Source organism: Granulicella cerasi (genome assembly GCF_025685575.1).
GTDB lineage: Bacteria > Acidobacteriota > Terriglobia > Terriglobales > Acidobacteriaceae > Granulicella > Granulicella cerasi.
On the sequence record NZ_JAGSYD010000001.1, the window covers coordinates 533,440 to 550,561 of the forward strand.

The window sequence follows — 17,122 nt, forward strand, 5'->3', positions numbered from 1 at the left end:
GATGATGCTCCCGGCCTTTTTCTGTGCGCCATCATTGAGGCTGAGCTTGTATCGCTTCAGGGCTCCAGCTTCAACTCGTTGGTGTTGCGCTGGCCTGTAGGGCATATCTTGAGCAACGGGCAGGGCTCGCACTTGGGGCTGTCGAAGGTGCAGAGAGTCTGCGCGTGAAGCTTCACGAGGGAGTGGTCTTCGTCGAGCATCTCGGCGTCCCAGGTCTCGGGAACGAAGCGCATGAGGCGCTCCTCGGTGGTCGCGGCGTCGGCGCGCGGAACGACACAGAGGCGCTGGATGACGCGAAGATGGTTCGCGTCGATGACCAGCGCGCGTCGGCGTAGTGTGGAGAAATTCACGACCGCCGCAGAGACCTGCGGCCCGATGCCTTCAAACTGTTCGAGCCATGCGCGGATCTTGTCCGTGCGGTAGCGCGCGAGGAAGTCGAGCGAGAGTGCGCCTGTGCGTGCAGTGATCTGCAGCAGCAGGTCTTTCAGGCGCGGTGCTTTCTGGTCGGGAAAGGTGACGATTGCGATGGCGCGTTCGATGTCGCTGACGCTGGCATCGCGCACCGGCTCCCAGTGGCCGGGGCCTGCTCCGGGAAAGCTGCGTTCGAGCTCGCGCATCACCTGATTGGAGGTCGGTGTTTTGGTGCGAGCGGCCAGCAAAGAGTAGATCAGTTGCGAGAGCGGATCGCGCAGTTCACGAGGCTTGGGTTCGCCGTAGTAGCCGAGCAGCAGCCGGTGAATGTGCGGCAGCTTGTCGGCCTGCTCAGGCGTGAGCGGGCGGCGAAAGGTGGCAACATCTTCGGGACTGGTGAAAAGCTCGGTGGTTGTGCTCATGCAGGGCGACTAGACGGCGCGCAGCTCTCGGACGAGAGACTTGACCGGATGCGTGGTGGCGTCTTTCGCTATCGTACCGAGCTTTTCGCCGCGTTTGAACATGAGAGCAGCGGCGACACCGCCCGAAATCACAAAACTCCAGAAAAAGATGCGACGCATAGCTGTTCTCCTCGATTCGTTTCAAGAAGTTGGATGCGCCGCGCGGGCTCTATCGTTGCTAAGCGTGCTGGGTGCCCCACGTCTCGATTCTTGAGACGTGGGAGAGCGAGGATGCTGGCTGTCTGAATGTTTCGGCCTCCAGAGATCTCTCTGGAAACCCAGGTCTCAGAGGCGAGACCTGGGGCACCCGGGTTCGTGGCGGCGCAGGAGGTTACTCGTTGCAGGTGACGCCGAGTTCGAGGCCCTTCGCCGTCGCGACGCCCCAGGCCATGCGCGGCGTGTTGTGCGCGAGGCCGATGCGGCCATCGGGGCCGAGCAGGATCATGCCGCCGTGGCCGCCGAGGCGGTCGTAGAGGTACGCGATGGCGTCCTTCGCCGCTTGCTCGGGCGAAGCGCCAGCGGCGACGCGATCGGTGGCCCACTTGCCCAGCACGAGCTTCATGATCGGCTCGCCCCAGCCCGTGAGTGAGACGGCGGCGGAGTCGTTGTCCGCGTAGCAGCCGCAGCCGATCAGCGAGGAGTCGCCGACGCGGCCGGGAGACTTCGAGAGCGTGCCCCCGGTGGAGGTGCCGGCCGCAAGGTTGCCGAACTGGTCGAGCGCGACGGCGCCGACGGTGTCGTGCGAGTGCGCGGTGGGGTCCTGCGGGCCGGAGAAGGTCGTGTCCGGATGGCCTGCGGCTTCGGCGATCTGGAAGTCCATCAGGCGCTTCTGCTCGCGCGGCACGACGAGCTCCATGTTGTCGACGAGCCTCATGCCGTTCTGCGTGGCGAAGCGCTCGGCGCCGAGGCCGACGAAGTAGACGTGCGGCGACTTCTCCAGCACGAGACGCGCGGCCTGGATGGGATTCTTCAGCTTCTCCACGCAGGCGACGCCGCCAGCGCGGAGATCGCTGCCGTTCATCATCAGCGCGTCGCACTGCACGCGGCCATCGCGGGTGAGGAAGCTGCCGGTGCCAGCGTCAAAGGTGTCATCGTCTTCCATCACGGTGATGGCGGCCTCGACGGCGTCGGTGGCGGTGCCGCCACGCTCAAGCGCAGCCCAACCCGCTGCAAGCGCGTTGCGGATGCCGTTTTCATGGACGCCGATGGCGTCGTCGGGCATGGCCCACGCGCCGCCGTGAATGACGAGGATCGGTTGGTGTGTCGGTACAGACATGTCTGTATGAGTGTAGAACGATCACCTGCAGTTCTACATCCCATCGGTGCAGGAAGTCGTCATGGGTGGAAAGTCAAGGCGTGAGCCGCCTTGAAACACTTGTGACTTACGACTCCACACTTAAACTGCATCTCTACGCGATGCCCGCGAGCTTGCGCCGCTCCGTCTCCAGATACGTATAGCGCATGCGGTGGATCACGGTGATCGTCGAGAGCACCGCAAGCACCCACAGCGCGGCGGGCATCATGTCCCAGCGCTCGAAGAGGCCGCCGAGGATGATCAGCACGATGCGCTCGGGGCGCTCCATGAAGCCGACCTTGCAGGAGCCGATGAGCGCTTCAGCGCGGGCGCGCGTGTAGCTCACCATCAGCGACGTGGTCATGACGAAGGCCACGAGGAAGACGTAGAAGTAGCGGTTGCCGCGCGCGTAGAAGACAAGCAGGCCGAAGAACAGCGCGACATCGGAGTAGCGGTCGAGCACGGAGTCAAAGAAGGCGCCGAAGACCGACACCTGATTGGTCTGGCGCGCGACGCGACCATCGACCATGTCGAAGAGGCCCGCGCCGATGATGACCAGCGACGCGTAGAGAAACATGCGGACGTAGTTTTCCTGCCGCGCGTAGCCGAAGAAGAACGCGGCCACGATGTTGATGAGCAGGCCGATGAAGGTCAGGGTGTTCGGCGAGATCTTCGAGATCGCGAGGCCGTTCACGATCTTCTGCAGCAGCCAGCCGCTGCCCTTCCCAAATTGGCTTGTCCAGGTCATGTTCGTCTTTCAGTTTACCGCTAACGGCGCAGCTTCGGCGCGCGTCGTAGACTATTCGCAATCTCGGCAATACAGGAGCGATCGTGAAGATCAGCAATCTCGCGCGGGTTTTGGCGTTGGTGGCAGCGGTTTCGGCGGTGGGCGCTCGGGCGCAGCAGGCGCCGGAAGACAAGTATCTCTGGCTCGAAGACCCCACCGGGCCCAAGGCGATGCAGTGGGTGAACGCGGAGAACGCAAAGACCACCGCGAAGTTTGAGGCAGACCCGCGGTTTGCGAAGGACTATGCCGATGCACTGGCGATTCTGAACGATCCGCAGAAGCTCGCCATGCCGGGGCTGAAGCAGGATGTCGTGTACAACTCCTGGAACGATGCGCAGCACCTGCGCGGCCTGTTGCGCCGCACGTCGCTCGCGGATTACCTCACCGATGCGCCGCACTGGCAGCCGGTTCTGGATGTGGACGCGTTGAACAAGGAAGAGCATGCCAAGTGGGTTTCGCGCGGCATGAACTGCCTCTACCCCGGCAACGATATGTGCCTGGCGATGCTCTCGAACGGCGGCGAAGATGCCACCTCGGGCCGCGAGTTCGACTTGAAGGCGGCGAAGTTTGTGCCGGGCGGCTTCACGCTGCCGCGCAGCAAGAATCAGGTCGCCTGGCAGGACAAGGACACGTTGCTTATCGCGCGCGACTGGGGCGCCGGTACGGTGACGAACTCGGGCTATCCGTTTGTGGTGAAGCGCTGGAAGCGTGGCACGCCGCTCGAGTCGGCTGTCGAAGTCTTCCGTGGCGCTGAGACCGATCAGCTCTACTCGGCGGGCTACGTGCTGCATGACGCCTCGGGGAACTCTGCGGTGCTCTTCCATCGCGGCGATACGTTCTTCACTTCGAAGACCTTCATCGAAACGCCGAAGGGGCTGAAGCAGCTTGGCATTCCGGCGAAGGCATCGGTCGAGACGATGGTCGATGGCCGCGTGCTGATCCATACGCACGAAGACTGGAAGACGGATGCGGGCAAGCTGATCCCGGCGGGCTCGCTGGTGGAAGTGCCGCTGGTTGAGGTCAAGCGTGATCCTGAGCATCTGAAGCCGCACGTAGTCTTTGCGCCGACGGCCAAGGAGTTCCTGCAGACGGTGCGCGACACCCCGCATGGCTTGATCGTCACGACACTCGACAACGTGCAGGGCCGCGCGTATCTGTACACGCCGACGACAAAGGGCTGGGCCTCGAAGCGTCTCGCACTGCCGGAGAACTCCGCGATTGCGATCGTCTCGACCGACGATCAGAGTGACCACTATGTGCTCAGCGTGACGAGCTTCCTCACTCCGACGACGCTGTACCTTGGCGATGCGAAGACGGGTGAGCTGAAGGTGATCAAGACCGCGCCAGCGCGCTTCGATGCGAGCAAGGATGAGGTCGAGCAGTTCTTCGCGACGTCGAAGGATGGCACGAAGGTGCCGTACTTTGTGGTGCATCCGAAGGGCATGAAGCTCGACGGCATGAACCCGACGTTGCTCACGGCATATGGTGGCTTCGAGGTTTCGCGCACCCCCGCTTACAACGCGGTGGACGGCAAGCTGTGGTTGGAGAAGGGCGGGGTCTACGTGCTCGCGAACATTCGCGGCGGTGGCGAATTTGGCCCGGCGTGGCATGAGGCTGGACTGGACGTGAAGCGTCAGGTGGTCTATGACGACTTCGCGGCGGTGGGCGAAGACCTCATCCGCCGCAAGATCACGTCTGTGCCGCACCTCGGCATCATGGGCGGCTCCAACGGCGGCCTGCTGATGGGCGTGGAGATGACGGAGCGTTCTGATCTTTGGAACGCTGTGATCATCGAAGTGCCGCTGCTCGACATGATCCGCATCTCGAAGATCGCGGCGGGTGCAAGCTGGGTCGGCGAGTACGGCTCGGTGGATGACCCCAAGGTGATGCAGTTCTGGCTCGACCACTCGCCGTACCACCAGTTGAAGCCGGGCGTGAAGTACCCCGAGCCCTTCATCTGGACGACGACGAAGGACGACCGCGTCGGCCCGCAGCATGCGCGCAAGTTTGCGGCGAAGATGGCCGAGCTTGGCTATCCGTATTACTTCTATGAAGTGATCGAAGGCGGCCACGGCTCCGGCGCAGACGCCAAACAGACCGCGCACACCGATGCGATGAACTACGTCTATCTGAAGCAAAAGCTGATGAACTAGCGCGGCTTCACCAAGCAAGAAAACGCGGTACAGCAAGCGCTGTACCGCGTTTTATTGCGCCCACGCTTATGCCCATTGCGGAGGACGTCGAATTATCTTGCCTCGATTTCCCACCTCGAGGACTTCCGGAAACTGCGCGGCTCTGAGCCGTTCCGGCGTTACTGTTCGCACGAAGGAAGCATACTTTTTAAGAGACCCAGGTTCGCGTCCATCAAGGCTGACAATACCAATTGTTTTCGCCAACTCTTCTCTGACGATTCGCAAAGGCTCCAAGAGATCGGAATCTTGACTCAGCAGAAGAGCTACATCGAAATCATCTTTCCACGCGTCGTTGAGTAGGTGAGTGGCGAGGTTTACGTCGGAACCTTTCTCCTCCATATCTTCGATCTCAACGTGGGTGGGGCCACCAGGCAATGGATCAGCTAGAGGACGCATCTTCCTGCGAGCTAGAAACGATCCATAGTGGATCTCAACCTGCGGAAGAGACTCCAAGGCTCTCAGATACAGCGCTTGCCGCACTGGATTTCCCGGGTCCTGCTTACCACTCACGCGTGCGGTGAAGTAGCGAATCTTGTGAATTTGATTCTCCGCCGAGAGGAGATTCACGGCGAGTTCATGGATATTCAACCAGCGAAAAGGCGTGCGGCGCAGCGCACGGTAATAGAGGTTGAATCCATCAACATAGATCGACGTTCTGAGCATTTGTTCCTCTACTCTGCTTGCTCCAATTGACATGCAAAAGCAGAAGCCACTCCGAAGAGTGGCTTCTGAACTGCCCTGACTTTTGAGTACAGAGCAGCGGGTGAGATTAGTGTAACAACGCGCGCGCACGATGTACGCAAAATTTACAGCACGAGATCTATAGCGCGAGGTCTTCCGGCACGGTCTCGTGGATCGTGTAGAGCTTTTTGATTTCCATGATGCGCTTGCCGGTGGGAATGACGATGGTGACTTCGTCGCCGACTTCCTTGCCCAGCAGCGCGCGGCCGATCGGCGAGGTCGTCGAGATGAGGCCCTTGGCCACGTCCGCCTCTTCGCTCATCACGAGCTTGTAGGTGATCTCCTGGTCCTTGGCTTCCTCGTAGACCACGACGGTCGAGCCGAAGCCGACCTTGTCGGTGGGCAGGTTGTCGAGGTTCACCAGCGCGAGCTCGCCCATGCGCTTCTTCAGCTGGCCGAGGCGCGCGTTCACGAACTCCTGGCGCTGCTTGGCCATGTGGTACTCGGCGTTTTCGCTCAGATCGCCGAGCGCTACGGCCTTCTTGATCTCGGCGGGCAGCTCGGTAGTGAGCTCGTATTCGAGCACTCGAATCTGCTCGGTCAGGGACTTCAGAATGTCTTGCATATGGCGTCTCGTTTCGAGCAGGCAAAAGCGCGCAACATGCAGCGACCCGAGCCTGCTTGGACTGGATATTTCATTATAAAGCGAGCCGTTTGCGGACCGGCACCTTAGCGCGGCGGTGAAGGCGATGGCGGGATTTCTATGGAGCTGCGGCTGGCGAGCTATCAGGTAAGAGCGAGCTAAGCCTGGTCCGGATCGGGCAGCAGCGTTATGCCGTTCTGCTGGCTCATGAAGGCCTCGAGCAGCAGCACGGCGGCGACCTGGTCGATGAGGTCTTTGCGGTCGAGCCGCGCGGCATGGCCGGCGAAGCGGCTGGCGTGCCCGGTCTGCGTCAGCAATTCGTGGGCTTCGCGCGTGGTAAGGCGCTCGTCGAGCAGGTGATGCGTCAGCTCAGGATGCGCCGCGCGTACTTCTTCGGCGAAGGCGCGGGCCTTGGCGGCCTGCGGGCTTTCGGTGCCGTCGGCGTTGAGCGGCAGCCCTGCGACCACGACCGTCACTCCCCGCTGGCGAATAAAGCGCGCTACCGACTTCAGGTCAGCTTTCAGCGTCGTGCGATGCAGCGTGAAGAGCGGCTGCGCGGTCAGGCCGAGTTCGTCGGTGATGGCGAGGCCGATGCGGCGATCGCCGACGTCGAGTGCAAGGATGCGTTCCACGGGTTTGAGTGTAGCTCTTCGCGCTAGACTCAGGGACATGCGAATGGCATGGGTTCTGGCGACGGCGTTGAGTGTGATGACGATGAGTGCGAAGGCACAGCAGCCTGCGGCGCAGGAGCCGCTGCCGGACGCCGACTCGGTGCTGAAGGTGCAGTCCAGCATCGTCTTCATCCCCACCACTGTGCAGACGAAGAAGGGCGAGGTTATCTACGGCCTGCGTGCGGGGCAGTTCGTCGTGGAAGCCGACGGCGTGCCGCAGACTGTGATGCTCGACAACAGCGAAGATGTGCGCCCTGTCGCGCTTGCTGTGGTGGTGCAGTGCTCGCGGTCGTATGCGGACGAGTATCCGAAGATGCAGGGCGTGAACACGATGATCGAAGCGATGCTCGGCGGCGGACCCTCGCAGGTCGCGGTGCTCGACTTCGGTTCCGAGCCGGAGGTCATCACGAACTTCACCACGAACACCACGCGCCGCGAGCGCGCGCTGGGGAGCATCACGCCCTGCGACGACGATCCGAAAGCCGCGATCTTCGACGCTGTGGCTGCGGCGAACAAGCTCTTTGAACGCATGGACCCGAAGGGCCGTCACGTCATTCTGCTGCTCAGCGAAACGCGCGATCACGGCTCGAAGATCAAGGCGGAAGAGGTCATCCGCGCGCTCGGCAAGACCGATACGATCGTGGAGTCGCTGGCATACTCGCCGGGACGCGACGCTGTCGTCGAAGACCTGAAGCACAGCGATGGCGCGGCCGGCGGACCTATCGGGCTGATCCTGATGGCGGTGCAGGCGCTGCGGAAGAATGTGTCGAAGGAACTGGCGCGCGAGAGCGGCGGCGAGTACATCAACTTCGGCTCGCAGCAGAAGTTCGATATGGGCCTGAACGGTCTGGCGAACCGCGTGGACAACTACTATTTGCTCAGCTTTCAGCCACACTTTGCGCCCGGGCAAGGCGAGGCCGGCAACTTCCATCGCCTGACCGTAAAGCTGCCTGAGTATCCGAACGCAAACATCCATCATCGCGAATCGTATTGGTCGGATGCTGCGGGGAACGCAGAGAAACCTGCGGCGAAGTAGCGCTTACGAGAGAACGGTTTCTTCGGGAAGTTCGACGGTCATCGTCGTGCCGACGCCAGGCGTGGACTCCACGTGGATCGTGCCGCCGTGGCGCTCCGCAATCTCCTTGGAGATGTACAGGCCGAGGCCGTTGCCGAGGTCGCCCTTCGTCGAGATGAAGGGCTGGAAGAGGCGGCCCTGCAGTTCTGCGGGGATGCCTGCACCGTTGTCCGTCACCGAGAAGCCGCGGAGCCCGTCACCCTCAAAGAGGCGGATCGTCAGCTGTCCACCCACGGGTGCAGCGTCGATACCGTTCGAGACGAGGTTCGCGAGGATCTGACGAAGCTGTCCGAGGATGCCGTGGAAGCTCACTTCGCGGTCGCCGATGGTTTCTACGTGGATGTGGCGGTTGCGAATCTTGCCCGCGAAGAGGCGCAGCACATCTTCCACCATCGCGATGCCGGAGAACTGCTCGGCGAGATCGCTGTTTTCGCGGTTCCAGCGCAGCGTCTGCTTGGTGATGCCGCTAATGCGCTCCAGCTCGCTTTCCACCATTCCGATGTATGTGCACGCCGAGCCTTCGGTCTGTTGGACTTCGTTGCGCAGCAGGTACATCAGGTTCGTAATCGCCTCGAGCGGATTGTTGATCTCGTGCGCGATGACGCTCGTCATGCGTCCCGTAAGTGCGAGCTTCTCGTTCACGCGCATCGCGGCTTCGCGTTCTTTGCTCTCGGTCAGATCGACAAACGTTCCGACCCAGCCCGCACGCGAAGCGCCTGCGCGTTGGAACGGCACAGCGCGCACAATGTTCCAGCGATCGCGATCACCGCGTCCGTCGTGCGTCAGTACCTCCGCTTCAAACGGGCGATTATGCTGCGTGGACTCCATCCAGCGCTCGCGGCAGAGTTCGCGGTCTTCGTCCGAGAGGATCGACGTCTCGAACCAGCGTCCCGTCAGCGGCAAACCTGCGTGGAGCCATTGATCATTCGTGTAGGTCAGACGGCCTTCATCGTCGGCGAGGAAGATCTTCACCGGCAGCGATTCTGTCAGCCGTTGGAAGCGTGCTTCGCCCAGCTCCACGGCTTCCTCCGCCTTTCGCAGACCGATCGTCGTGAGCGCCGCACGGAAATCATTCGCGGACTCCACTTCGGTCTTGCTCCACGGCTCAGCCTGTCCGCGTACCGTCTCTTTCCACTCGGCGAAGGACCCACGCGGATGCAGACGACGGTCCTGGCCGACGATCTTCTCAGGCTCACCGGCCCAGCGCACCGTGCGCACAATCTCCGGTCGAAACCACATCACGTAGCGGTCGAGCACCGACGAAATACTCATGCTCAGCACACCGCTTGCGGTCGCCAGGACCTCCTCGCGGTCGGCCCACTCCGGTTCGCGTCCCATCGCCGAGCTGGCGAAGACTTCGCCTTCCTTCGATCGACCGCTGACCCACGTGGCGATCTCGGCGATCGAAGCCGCACTCGGCACTTCGCCGTGCATGAAGACATTGCCGTCGACGACGAGCGCCACACCGCCGGCGTTGGCAATCTGTTGCACCTTGCCGAGCTGCTGTAGCAGGCCGTTCATATGGTCCGGCTCTGCGGCAAGCTGTGTCAGCACTTCGCGCTGCGTGGCGTGGAGATGCACCATCTCCTCAAGCCGTGCGGTGGTCTGGAAATTATTGATCTGCGTACTGGCAAGACGTGCCAGCATGTCACACGCCGAGCGGATCAGATACGGCACCGAATGCGGCTCCGCGTGATGTCCGCTGACCAGGCCCCACAGCTTGCCGTTCACGAGGATCGATACGCTGAAAGACGACTTCGTCCCCATGTTGCGCATGTACTCCACATGCACCGGCGACACCGAGCGCAACGTGCTGTAGGAGAGATCGATTTCGTGGGTCGAAAGCGTATTCGGCGCGGCCACCAGTGGCGACGGCGTGTAGTACACGTCCGGGATGATGCGCACCGTGTTGATCGTGTAGAGCCTGCGCGCCTGCGCGGGAATGTCGGTGCCCGGAAAGCGAAGATGCAGGTAGGACGGCAGTTTGCCGTTGTTTACCTCGGCCAGTACCGTGCCCACGCCGGCGTCGTCGAAGCTGTAGACCATGATGCGGTCAAAGCTGGTAATGGCGGCGATTTGCAGGGCAAGTGCATGGCAGAGTTCGCGCTCCGAGCGAAGGCTGCCGATGGTCGAAACGAAGTTCGTGATGACGCCGTTCATCATCTCCGCGGGCACCAGGCGGTTCTGCACTTCGAACTCCAGCACGCGCTGCAGGCCAACGCAGTGCGAAACGATGGAGAAGGCCTCGCCGTGAATGGAGAAGATGCCGAGGAAGGTGACCGGCGTGTTCAGCTCCACGCTGGGCGTCGTCTCGCAGACGTCCGGATGCACGCGCTTGAGCGAGAAGATAACTTCCCTCTCGAAGAGGTCGGCGAGGCGGGAGTTCAGGATGAGCTTGAGAGGAATGCCGAGAAAGCGCTCGGCGTTTTCGCTGGCTGCGATCACGCGCTCAAACGGCGGATCGAGCATGAGGTAGAAGCCGTGCTGCTGAACACTGCCTGCGAGATGGATTGGCTCATCCGCGCAGGGGATGACGTTGTCCATAGGCGACGACGCGGTGTTCGACAAAACTTCCTCCTGGGCCCAACGAACGCGTGGCGGTTCTGCCAAACGAGAAACAGCTATACGTCTTCCTTCAGATGCAGAGTATGCGTTCGCGTGCAGCTCAGGACAGAAAAACGCGAAGCTAGTTTGCAGGGGACGCGAGCGGTGCTAGTGGAAGTATAGCCTCACGAAAGAGCCCAAACATGCGTCGTGCAGCGAAGATGACCTCTTCGGCTTTGTCGTCGGGCAGCGCCAGCAATGCCGCCTGAAACTCCTTCCAGCGCGCTCCGGTCTCTTCGCGGTAGCCGCGAAAATATGCCGTGCCATGCTCCGCATCGATTCCGAGCAGCGGCTCTACATGCTTGGCAATGTACTGCCCGCCGAGCGTAGAGCCTTCGACCACATACATTGCCCCGAGGAAGCCGGCAGGCGTACTGAAGCTCGCATCGGCGACGAAATGCGGCGCAGGCATGGCCTCGCCGAACGCCGCGAGATCGCGCTCCAGCAGCGGCGCACGCTTGCGAGCCGCGATCAACTCCGCGTACTCCGCGGGAACGTGCGTGGCGGCCCATGCTTCCCATCCCGCGATGATCGGTGCAAAGCAGCGCAGCACCTGCGCATACTCCACGCGCGTCAGGTCAGTCTTCATCACGGGCATCAGAGCTTCGGTCGCTTGGTGTTCGGGCATCGTCGCCGTGCGCAACAGTTGGAGGTCCATGCCTCCATTCTTCCATGCGCTCTCCTGCTTTGCAGGCCGTGCCTGCGCGGCTGTTAGCCCCGTAGTAAACATGGACTCAGCCTCAGCCAACGTGAAAAACTCGAAGCAGCATCAGACTCAGCAACAGGAAAACGAACAGCCGAAGAGGCTGCGTGGAGGCGAGCGTCGCAATGCGCGTGATCAGCGGAATGGTTTTGGCGGGAGTGTTAATGGCAGGTGTGGCAACGACCAGCGCGGAGCCGCTGCCGTCCAGGCTGCAGGGCACATGGCGTATCACGCGCGTGCTGCCTACGAGCAATCGCTCCTGCTGGAACCGCAATCAGGCAATGCCTCTGGTGGGTTCCACGCTGACGTACACGCCGAGCGCCATGCGTTGGCAGGGCGGAGAAGTCACGCTGACCGACATCGCCACACGCACCGTCACGGCGAATGATTTCTCCGAGGAGAACCCCGGCGAAGCGGGCAAGTCCGCCAGCTTCACGCAGCTTGGCATCCACGCCCCGCAGGTTGTCGAAGTCGACATGCAGCACGAAGACATGGACATCACCGGAGCGACCACCGAAGTCCCCGGCGACTCTGTCCTGATCGCTGGCCCCGGTCGCATCGTCGTCAGCGCCTGCGGTGTCTACTTCGAGGCGACCCGTACCGGCGGCGTAGAACGCGCCTCCATCCGCCGCTAGGTACTCTCCGCGCCGAAAACCGGGTGCCCATAGCCAAGACCGGGTGCCCCATATCTGCGCAGCAGATGTGGGCTTGTAGAATTCATCCGCTCCAGAATCCGCTCCAAAACCCGCGACGATTAGTTCCGCAGTTCCACCACAGTCGCTCCCTGCCCGCCTTCGTTATAAGGAGGCTCGGTGATCGACGCCACATGCGGATGGTTCTTGAGGAAGTCCCGCAGCGTGCGCCGCAAAATCCCCATACCCACGCCGTGCACCACGCGCACCCGCGGCAATCCCGCTAAGAACGCCTGCTCCACAAACCGATCGACCTCGCCTTCAGCCTCATCCGCCGTGCGGCCGATCACGTTGATCTCCGTCGTCATGTAGTCCGAGTCACTCGACGAGCTCTGCACATGCACGCCGCCGCCACGACGACGCACCGCATCGATCGGACGCTCGCGCACCGGCGTCACCTCAAGCACATCGCTCATCGGCACACGCATCTTCATCGCGCCCACGTTCACTTCGAGCGTCTTCGCATCAATCACACGCGCCACTCGGCCTTCGCTGTTCAACGACTTCAACCGCACCAGATCGCCAGCCTTCGGTTCGCGCTTGTTGTCCTGCTTCTTCGCACTCGCAGGGGTAGGGTCCTTCGCCGCCACGGTCGACTGAAAACGCTCACCAAACTCGCGCTTCAGCCCCGCAATGCGCACCGCCGCATCGCGCGCAATCTTCTTCGCGACGGTCTTGTCGTCAATCGCCTTCACGGTGTCGCGAAGCTGACCTTCAAACTCCTCGATCAGCTTCTCGAGATCGCGGCGCATCTCGCGCGCATACGCCTGCATCTGCGCGCGCCCTTCCACCGCAAGGTGCGAGCGCTCGTTGTCGAGCTTGCGCTGCGTCTCCGCAAGCGTCTCGCGTTCCTGCGCGGCAAGGCCGAGCTGATTGTGCAACTCGTCAAGAAAGCGCGCAATGTCGGCCTGCTGCGTCGTACGCTGCGCTCGCGCCACCTCGACAATCGCGGGGTCCATGCCCAAACGCGCGGCGATGTTCAAACCCGCCGAAGCACCCGGCACGCCAAGCCGCAGCTCGTACGTTGGCGAGAGCGTCGCTTCATCAAATCCCACCGCTGCGTTGAACACGCCAGCCTCACCCGCGGCATACACTTTCAACGCCGTAAGGTGCGTGGTGATGAACGTCCACGTGTTGCGCGCGAGGAAGTGCTTCGCCACCGCAACTGCAAGCGCCGCGCCCTCTTCCGGATCAGTCGCCGAGCCAAGCTCATCCAGCAGCACGAGCGAACGATCATCCGCCACGCGCGAGATGCGGTCCACATTCACCACATGCGCGGAGAAGGTGGAGAGGTTCTGCTCAATCGACTGCGCATCGCCGATGTCCGCGTAAACAGCGGTGAAAAGCGGCAGCGTCGCGCGCATCGCCGGCACCGGCATACCTGCCTGCGCCATCAGCACGAGCAGTCCACTCGTCTTCAGTGCCACCGTTTTACCGCCTGTATTCGGGCCGGAGATGATCATCTCGCGCGGCCCCGCAGGCAGCATGATGTCGAGCGGCGTGATGCGTCCATCGCTCTCGCGCAGACGCATCTCCAGCAAAGGATGCCGCGCCTGCTCCAACGCAAACTCGCCTTCAAAGCTCGGCCGCACGCACGCGAAATCTTCGGCAAAACGCGCCACCGCTTGATGCGCGTCCACCTGCGCCAACACCTCGGCGCCAAGCTGCAACGATGCAGCGTTCGTCGCCACGGCGCGCGTCATCATCACGAGAATGCGATGAATCTCCGCCTGCTCTTCATCGAGCAAACGCACGAGTTCGTTGTTGGCCTCAATCGTCTCCAGCGGCTCCACAAACACCGTCTGCCCCGTGGAGCTCGAGCCATGCACGACGCCCTGCACTTTGCGCCGCGCTTCCACCTTCACAGGAATCACAAAGCGCTCACCGCGCACGGTGATCAGCGCATCCTGCACGCTGCCGTCTTCGCTCAAGCGCCCCAGCGCGCGGCGCAACGTGTCCTCAATCGCACGATGCTGCCGCGCCATCTCGCGACGAATGCGTGCGAGGTCCGGCGACGCATCATCAGCCAGCGAACCATCCGGCTCAATCTTGCCCTGCAACGTGCGCAGCAATCCGCCAAGATCAAACTCCAGCAGCGGAGCCGACAACGCTTCAATCGCAGGCCACTTGCAGCGCACCGCATCCGGCGGCGACATCACCAGCTGCGTCCACTCAGCCACGCGCTCGGCGTGCGCCAACACATCGAGCAACTCCGCAGCTTCCAACGCCGCGCCCTGAATGCGCGCCTTGTCCAGCAGGTTCTTCGGATCGATCAGTCCGCGAAAATTGAAGAGCGCGCCTGCAGTCACCAACGGACGCATCTCCGCTGTGCGCGTCTGCTGCGCGGCAATCCACTCACGCTCCGCCGATGGCTCCAACGCCAGCACGCGCGCCTTGCCCAGCGGCGAACGCGCACCGCTGCTCACGCGCTCGCGCAGCAACTCCCACTGCAGCGCCGCGCCGCCGCGTTCAGACAAGCTCATCGGTACTTCGGACCCTACGTTCATCTCTCCATCTTAAGCCGCGCGCAGATTTTTCTCCGTACGCACCGCTTTCGCCGTAGCATCGGAGCCAGTTCTCAGGACGACAATCTACGCATCTCCAAAAGAGAGATACCCATGCCCACACCCCTTGCTCCACCGGTGATGAAGCGTGCCGACGACGTCTTCTTCACCACTCTTTCCGTGATCATGCTCGCCTTCGTCGTCGTTGGATTCGCCCCCAGCTACTTTCTCCGCGGAGCCGTCTTCGCCACGCTCCCCAGCCTTCTCGTCCACCTCCATGGCGCAGCGTTTTCGTCGTGGATCATCCTCTTCGTCGTGCAGTCGAGCCTGGTCGCAACCGGCAACATCCGTCTGCATCGCAAACTTGGCTACGCGGGCGCTGTGCTCGCGGCGCTGATGGTCATCTTCGGCATCACCGCCACCATCGGTGCACTACGTCGTGGCGCGGAGCTGCCTTCGTTCTTCACGCCCCCCTCGTTTCTCGTCACGAACACGCTCGGTATCCTCATCTTCGGCGCGTACGTTGGCGTGGCTGTTTGGAAGCGAAACAATCGCAAGGTGCACAAGCGCCTGATGCTCATCGCGAACACGATGATCCTTCCGCCCGCGCTCTCGCGCATCGAGTTCGTGCAGACGCACTTCTACATGATCCCGGTGATCTGCCTTGGCACGGTCGTGCTGCTCTTCGTCTACGACCTCTTCACCTGGCGCAAGCCGCTGCTCGTTACAGTGCTCGGCGGCTTACTCTACGTCGCGGCCAACCCGCTGATGGACGCCGTGCAGCACACCGCCTTCGCCCAACGCGCGGTGGCGTGGGCTCAGCATCATCCATGAGGCTGAGGATGAGGCCGCGCGCGTAAACTAAGAGCATGAGCTTTCCCGCCACACGCCTTCGTCGTCTGCGTTCTTCTGCCGCTATGCGCTCGCTCGTGCGCGAGACGCGGCTCGAACGCTCCGCGCTGATCTACCCGCTCTTCATCTGCGAGGGCGAAGGCGTGCGTCGCGAAGTCAGCTCCATGCCCGGCGTCTTCAACCTCTCCATCGACGAGGCCGTGAAGGAAGCCGAGCAGTGCGCTGAGCTCGGACTCGGCGGCCTGCTGCTCTTCGGCATCCCGAGCGAGAAGGACGAGCAAGCCTCCGGCGCCTACGCAAACGACGGCATCGTGCAGCGTGCGATTCGCGCCATCAAGGCCAACCGCTCCACGCGCGAACTGCTGTTGATCGCCGACGTTTGCCTCTGCGAGTACACCGCCAACGGCCACTGCGGCCTGATCGAGCAACACCACGACCACTACGAAATCGCCAACGACGCCTCGCTGCCGTTGATCGCAAAGACCGCCGCCTCACTCGCTCTCGCGGGCGCAGATATCGTCGCACCGAGCGACATGATGGACGGCCGCGTCGCCGCCATCCGCCGCGCGCTCGACGAAGCCGGCAAGCCGAACACGCCCATCATGAGCTACGCCAGCAAGTTCGCCTCTGCCTTCTACGGGCCCTTCCGCGAAGCCGCTGACTCCGCACCGCAGTTCGGTGATCGCCGCTCGTATCAGATGGATGGCGCCAACCGCCGCGAAGCCCTGCGCGAGATCGCCGAGGACATCGAAGAGGGCGCGGACATGCTGCTCATGAAGCCCGCCATGCCGTACCTCGACATCGTCCGCGAAGCCCGCGACCGATTCGATCTGCCGATGGGCGCCTACCAGGTCTCGGGTGAGTACGCGATGCTGCAAGCCGCCTTCGCCAAAGGCTGGCTTGAGCGCGAACGCACCATCGTCGAGTCGCTACTCGCCATGCGCCGCGCCGGCGCGGACTTCATCGTGACCTACTTCGCCAAGGAAGCGGCACCTCTGCTCTAGCTTGTCCGTTTAGCTTTCGTCGTATTCGCGGAACAGCTCTTCCAGGCTCACCGCGATTGCAGTGTTCGCCACACGCAGCACTCCATCGGCAGGCTGCTCGAAGCCTCGTGCTGATGCGTGATAGCCAATCCGCTTCCACGGATCGACCACCCAGACGTCGCGAACGCCGATGGACGCGTAGTCTTCAACGCGATTCTGCACTTCGCGCAGACGATCATCCGCCGACAGCACTTCAATGCAAAGCAGCGGCGCGAAGGTGATGATGTCATCCTTGGGATCATCCGCGCGAAGAACACAAATATCCGGGATGCGATAACGGCTCGAAGTGATCTGCACGCGCTGCTCAGGCAGAGGGCGAACATGCCACTTCTTGCGCTGATCGCGAAACATTCCATACAGAATGCCTTGAATCAAAGCGTGCGGCTGCTCGCCTACGTTTCTCTCCTTCAACTCGCCGTCAATGTAGTCAACGTCGGGCCGGTAGGTGGTCCTCAGATATTCCTGTACCGAGACGAGAACGGCAGATGCCATAGCGCAAACCCTCGTGG

16 protein-coding genes are annotated in these 17,122 nt (G+C 62.2%); 5 read left to right on the forward strand and 11 right to left on the reverse strand.

Going from position 1 to position 17,122, the window contains the following annotated elements; all coding sequences use genetic code 11:
- Positions 1–56: 56 nt before the first annotated feature.
- From OHL11_RS02215 to OHL11_RS02230, 4 genes are all read right to left on the reverse strand, one after another.
- Entirely contained in the window at positions 57–833 is a 777-nt protein-coding gene (locus tag OHL11_RS02215) for an endonuclease III domain-containing protein (protein WP_263369842.1), read from the reverse strand.
- A gap of 9 nt (positions 834–842) precedes the next feature.
- A complete protein-coding gene (locus OHL11_RS02220) occupies positions 843–992 on the reverse strand; it encodes a hypothetical protein (protein ID WP_263369843.1) in 150 nt (49 codons plus the stop codon).
- A gap of 211 nt (positions 993–1,203) precedes the next feature.
- A complete protein-coding gene (locus OHL11_RS02225) occupies positions 1,204–2,148 on the reverse strand; it encodes an isoaspartyl peptidase/L-asparaginase (protein ID WP_263369844.1) in 945 nt (314 codons plus the stop codon).
- A gap of 133 nt (positions 2,149–2,281) precedes the next feature.
- Entirely contained in the window at positions 2,282–2,914 is a 633-nt protein-coding gene (locus OHL11_RS02230) for a CDP-alcohol phosphatidyltransferase family protein (protein ID WP_263369845.1), read from the reverse strand.
- A gap of 83 nt (positions 2,915–2,997) precedes the next feature.
- On the opposite strand from OHL11_RS02230, the gene OHL11_RS02235 reads away from it, so the two are divergent.
- On the forward strand, positions 2,998–5,106 hold the full coding sequence (locus OHL11_RS02235) for a prolyl oligopeptidase family serine peptidase (RefSeq protein WP_263369846.1): 2,109 nt from the start codon (positions 2,998–3,000) through the stop codon (positions 5,104–5,106).
- 66 nt (positions 5,107–5,172) lie between these two features.
- Here OHL11_RS02235 and OHL11_RS02240 read toward each other — a convergent pair whose 3' ends face one another.
- From OHL11_RS02240 to ruvX, 3 genes are all read right to left on the reverse strand, one after another.
- The gene (locus tag OHL11_RS02240; RefSeq protein WP_263369847.1) at positions 5,173–5,808 is read right to left on the reverse strand and encodes an NYN domain-containing protein; all 636 of its coding nucleotides are present in this window, start codon (positions 5,806–5,808) and stop codon (positions 5,173–5,175) included.
- Positions 5,809–5,965: 157 nt separating this feature from the next.
- Positions 5,966–6,451, reverse strand: coding sequence for a GreA/GreB family elongation factor (locus OHL11_RS02245; RefSeq protein WP_263369848.1), 486 nt, complete (start codon positions 6,449–6,451; stop codon positions 5,966–5,968).
- Positions 6,452–6,627: 176 nt separating this feature from the next.
- Positions 6,628–7,101 carry a Holliday junction resolvase RuvX gene (ruvX, locus tag OHL11_RS02250; protein WP_263369849.1) on the reverse strand — a complete coding sequence of 158 codons (474 nt, stop codon included), beginning with the start codon at positions 7,099–7,101 and terminating at the stop codon, positions 6,628–6,630.
- A gap of 43 nt (positions 7,102–7,144) precedes the next feature.
- Here ruvX and OHL11_RS02255 point away from each other — a divergent pair, with 43 nt between their 5' ends.
- Positions 7,145–8,176: a VWA domain-containing protein gene (locus tag OHL11_RS02255; protein ID WP_263369850.1), complete on the forward strand. Its 1,032-nt coding sequence runs from the start codon at positions 7,145–7,147 to the stop codon at positions 8,174–8,176.
- Positions 8,177–8,179: 3 nt separating this feature from the next.
- Here OHL11_RS02255 and OHL11_RS02260 read toward each other — a convergent pair whose 3' ends face one another.
- Together OHL11_RS02260 and OHL11_RS02265 are read right to left on the reverse strand one after the other, a co-directional pair.
- Positions 8,180–10,783 (reverse strand): ATP-binding protein, encoded by a 2,604-nt coding sequence (locus OHL11_RS02260; protein ID WP_263369851.1) that lies wholly within the window; start codon positions 10,781–10,783, stop codon positions 8,180–8,182.
- Positions 10,784–10,901: 118 nt separating this feature from the next.
- On the reverse strand, positions 10,902–11,477 hold the full coding sequence (locus OHL11_RS02265) for a biliverdin-producing heme oxygenase (protein WP_263369852.1): 576 nt from the start codon (positions 11,475–11,477) through the stop codon (positions 10,902–10,904).
- Positions 11,478–11,686: 209 nt separating this feature from the next.
- On the opposite strand from OHL11_RS02265, the gene OHL11_RS02270 reads away from it, so the two are divergent.
- Positions 11,687–12,157, forward strand: a complete 471-nt coding sequence (locus OHL11_RS02270; protein WP_263369853.1) for a hypothetical protein — start codon at positions 11,687–11,689, stop codon at positions 12,155–12,157.
- 119 nt (positions 12,158–12,276) lie between these two features.
- On the opposite strand, the gene OHL11_RS02275 is transcribed toward OHL11_RS02270, so the two are convergent.
- Entirely contained in the window at positions 12,277–14,697 is a 2,421-nt protein-coding gene (locus OHL11_RS02275) for an endonuclease MutS2 (protein WP_263369854.1), read from the reverse strand.
- Between the two features lie 135 nt (positions 14,698–14,832).
- Between OHL11_RS02275 and OHL11_RS02280 the strand changes: the two genes are divergently transcribed.
- Both OHL11_RS02280 and hemB read left to right on the forward strand, forming a co-directional pair.
- The gene (locus OHL11_RS02280) at positions 14,833–15,552 is read left to right on the forward strand and encodes a hypothetical protein (protein WP_263369855.1); all 720 of its coding nucleotides are present in this window, start codon (positions 14,833–14,835) and stop codon (positions 15,550–15,552) included.
- A gap of 35 nt (positions 15,553–15,587) precedes the next feature.
- Positions 15,588–16,574 carry a porphobilinogen synthase gene (gene hemB / locus OHL11_RS02285; protein ID WP_263369856.1) on the forward strand — a complete coding sequence of 329 codons (987 nt, stop codon included), beginning with the start codon at positions 15,588–15,590 and terminating at the stop codon, positions 16,572–16,574.
- Positions 16,575–16,583: 9 nt separating this feature from the next.
- On the opposite strand, the gene OHL11_RS02290 is transcribed toward hemB, so the two are convergent.
- The gene (locus OHL11_RS02290; protein ID WP_263369857.1) at positions 16,584–17,105 is read right to left on the reverse strand and encodes a Uma2 family endonuclease; all 522 of its coding nucleotides are present in this window, start codon (positions 17,103–17,105) and stop codon (positions 16,584–16,586) included.
- Positions 17,106–17,122: the final 17 nt, after the last annotated feature.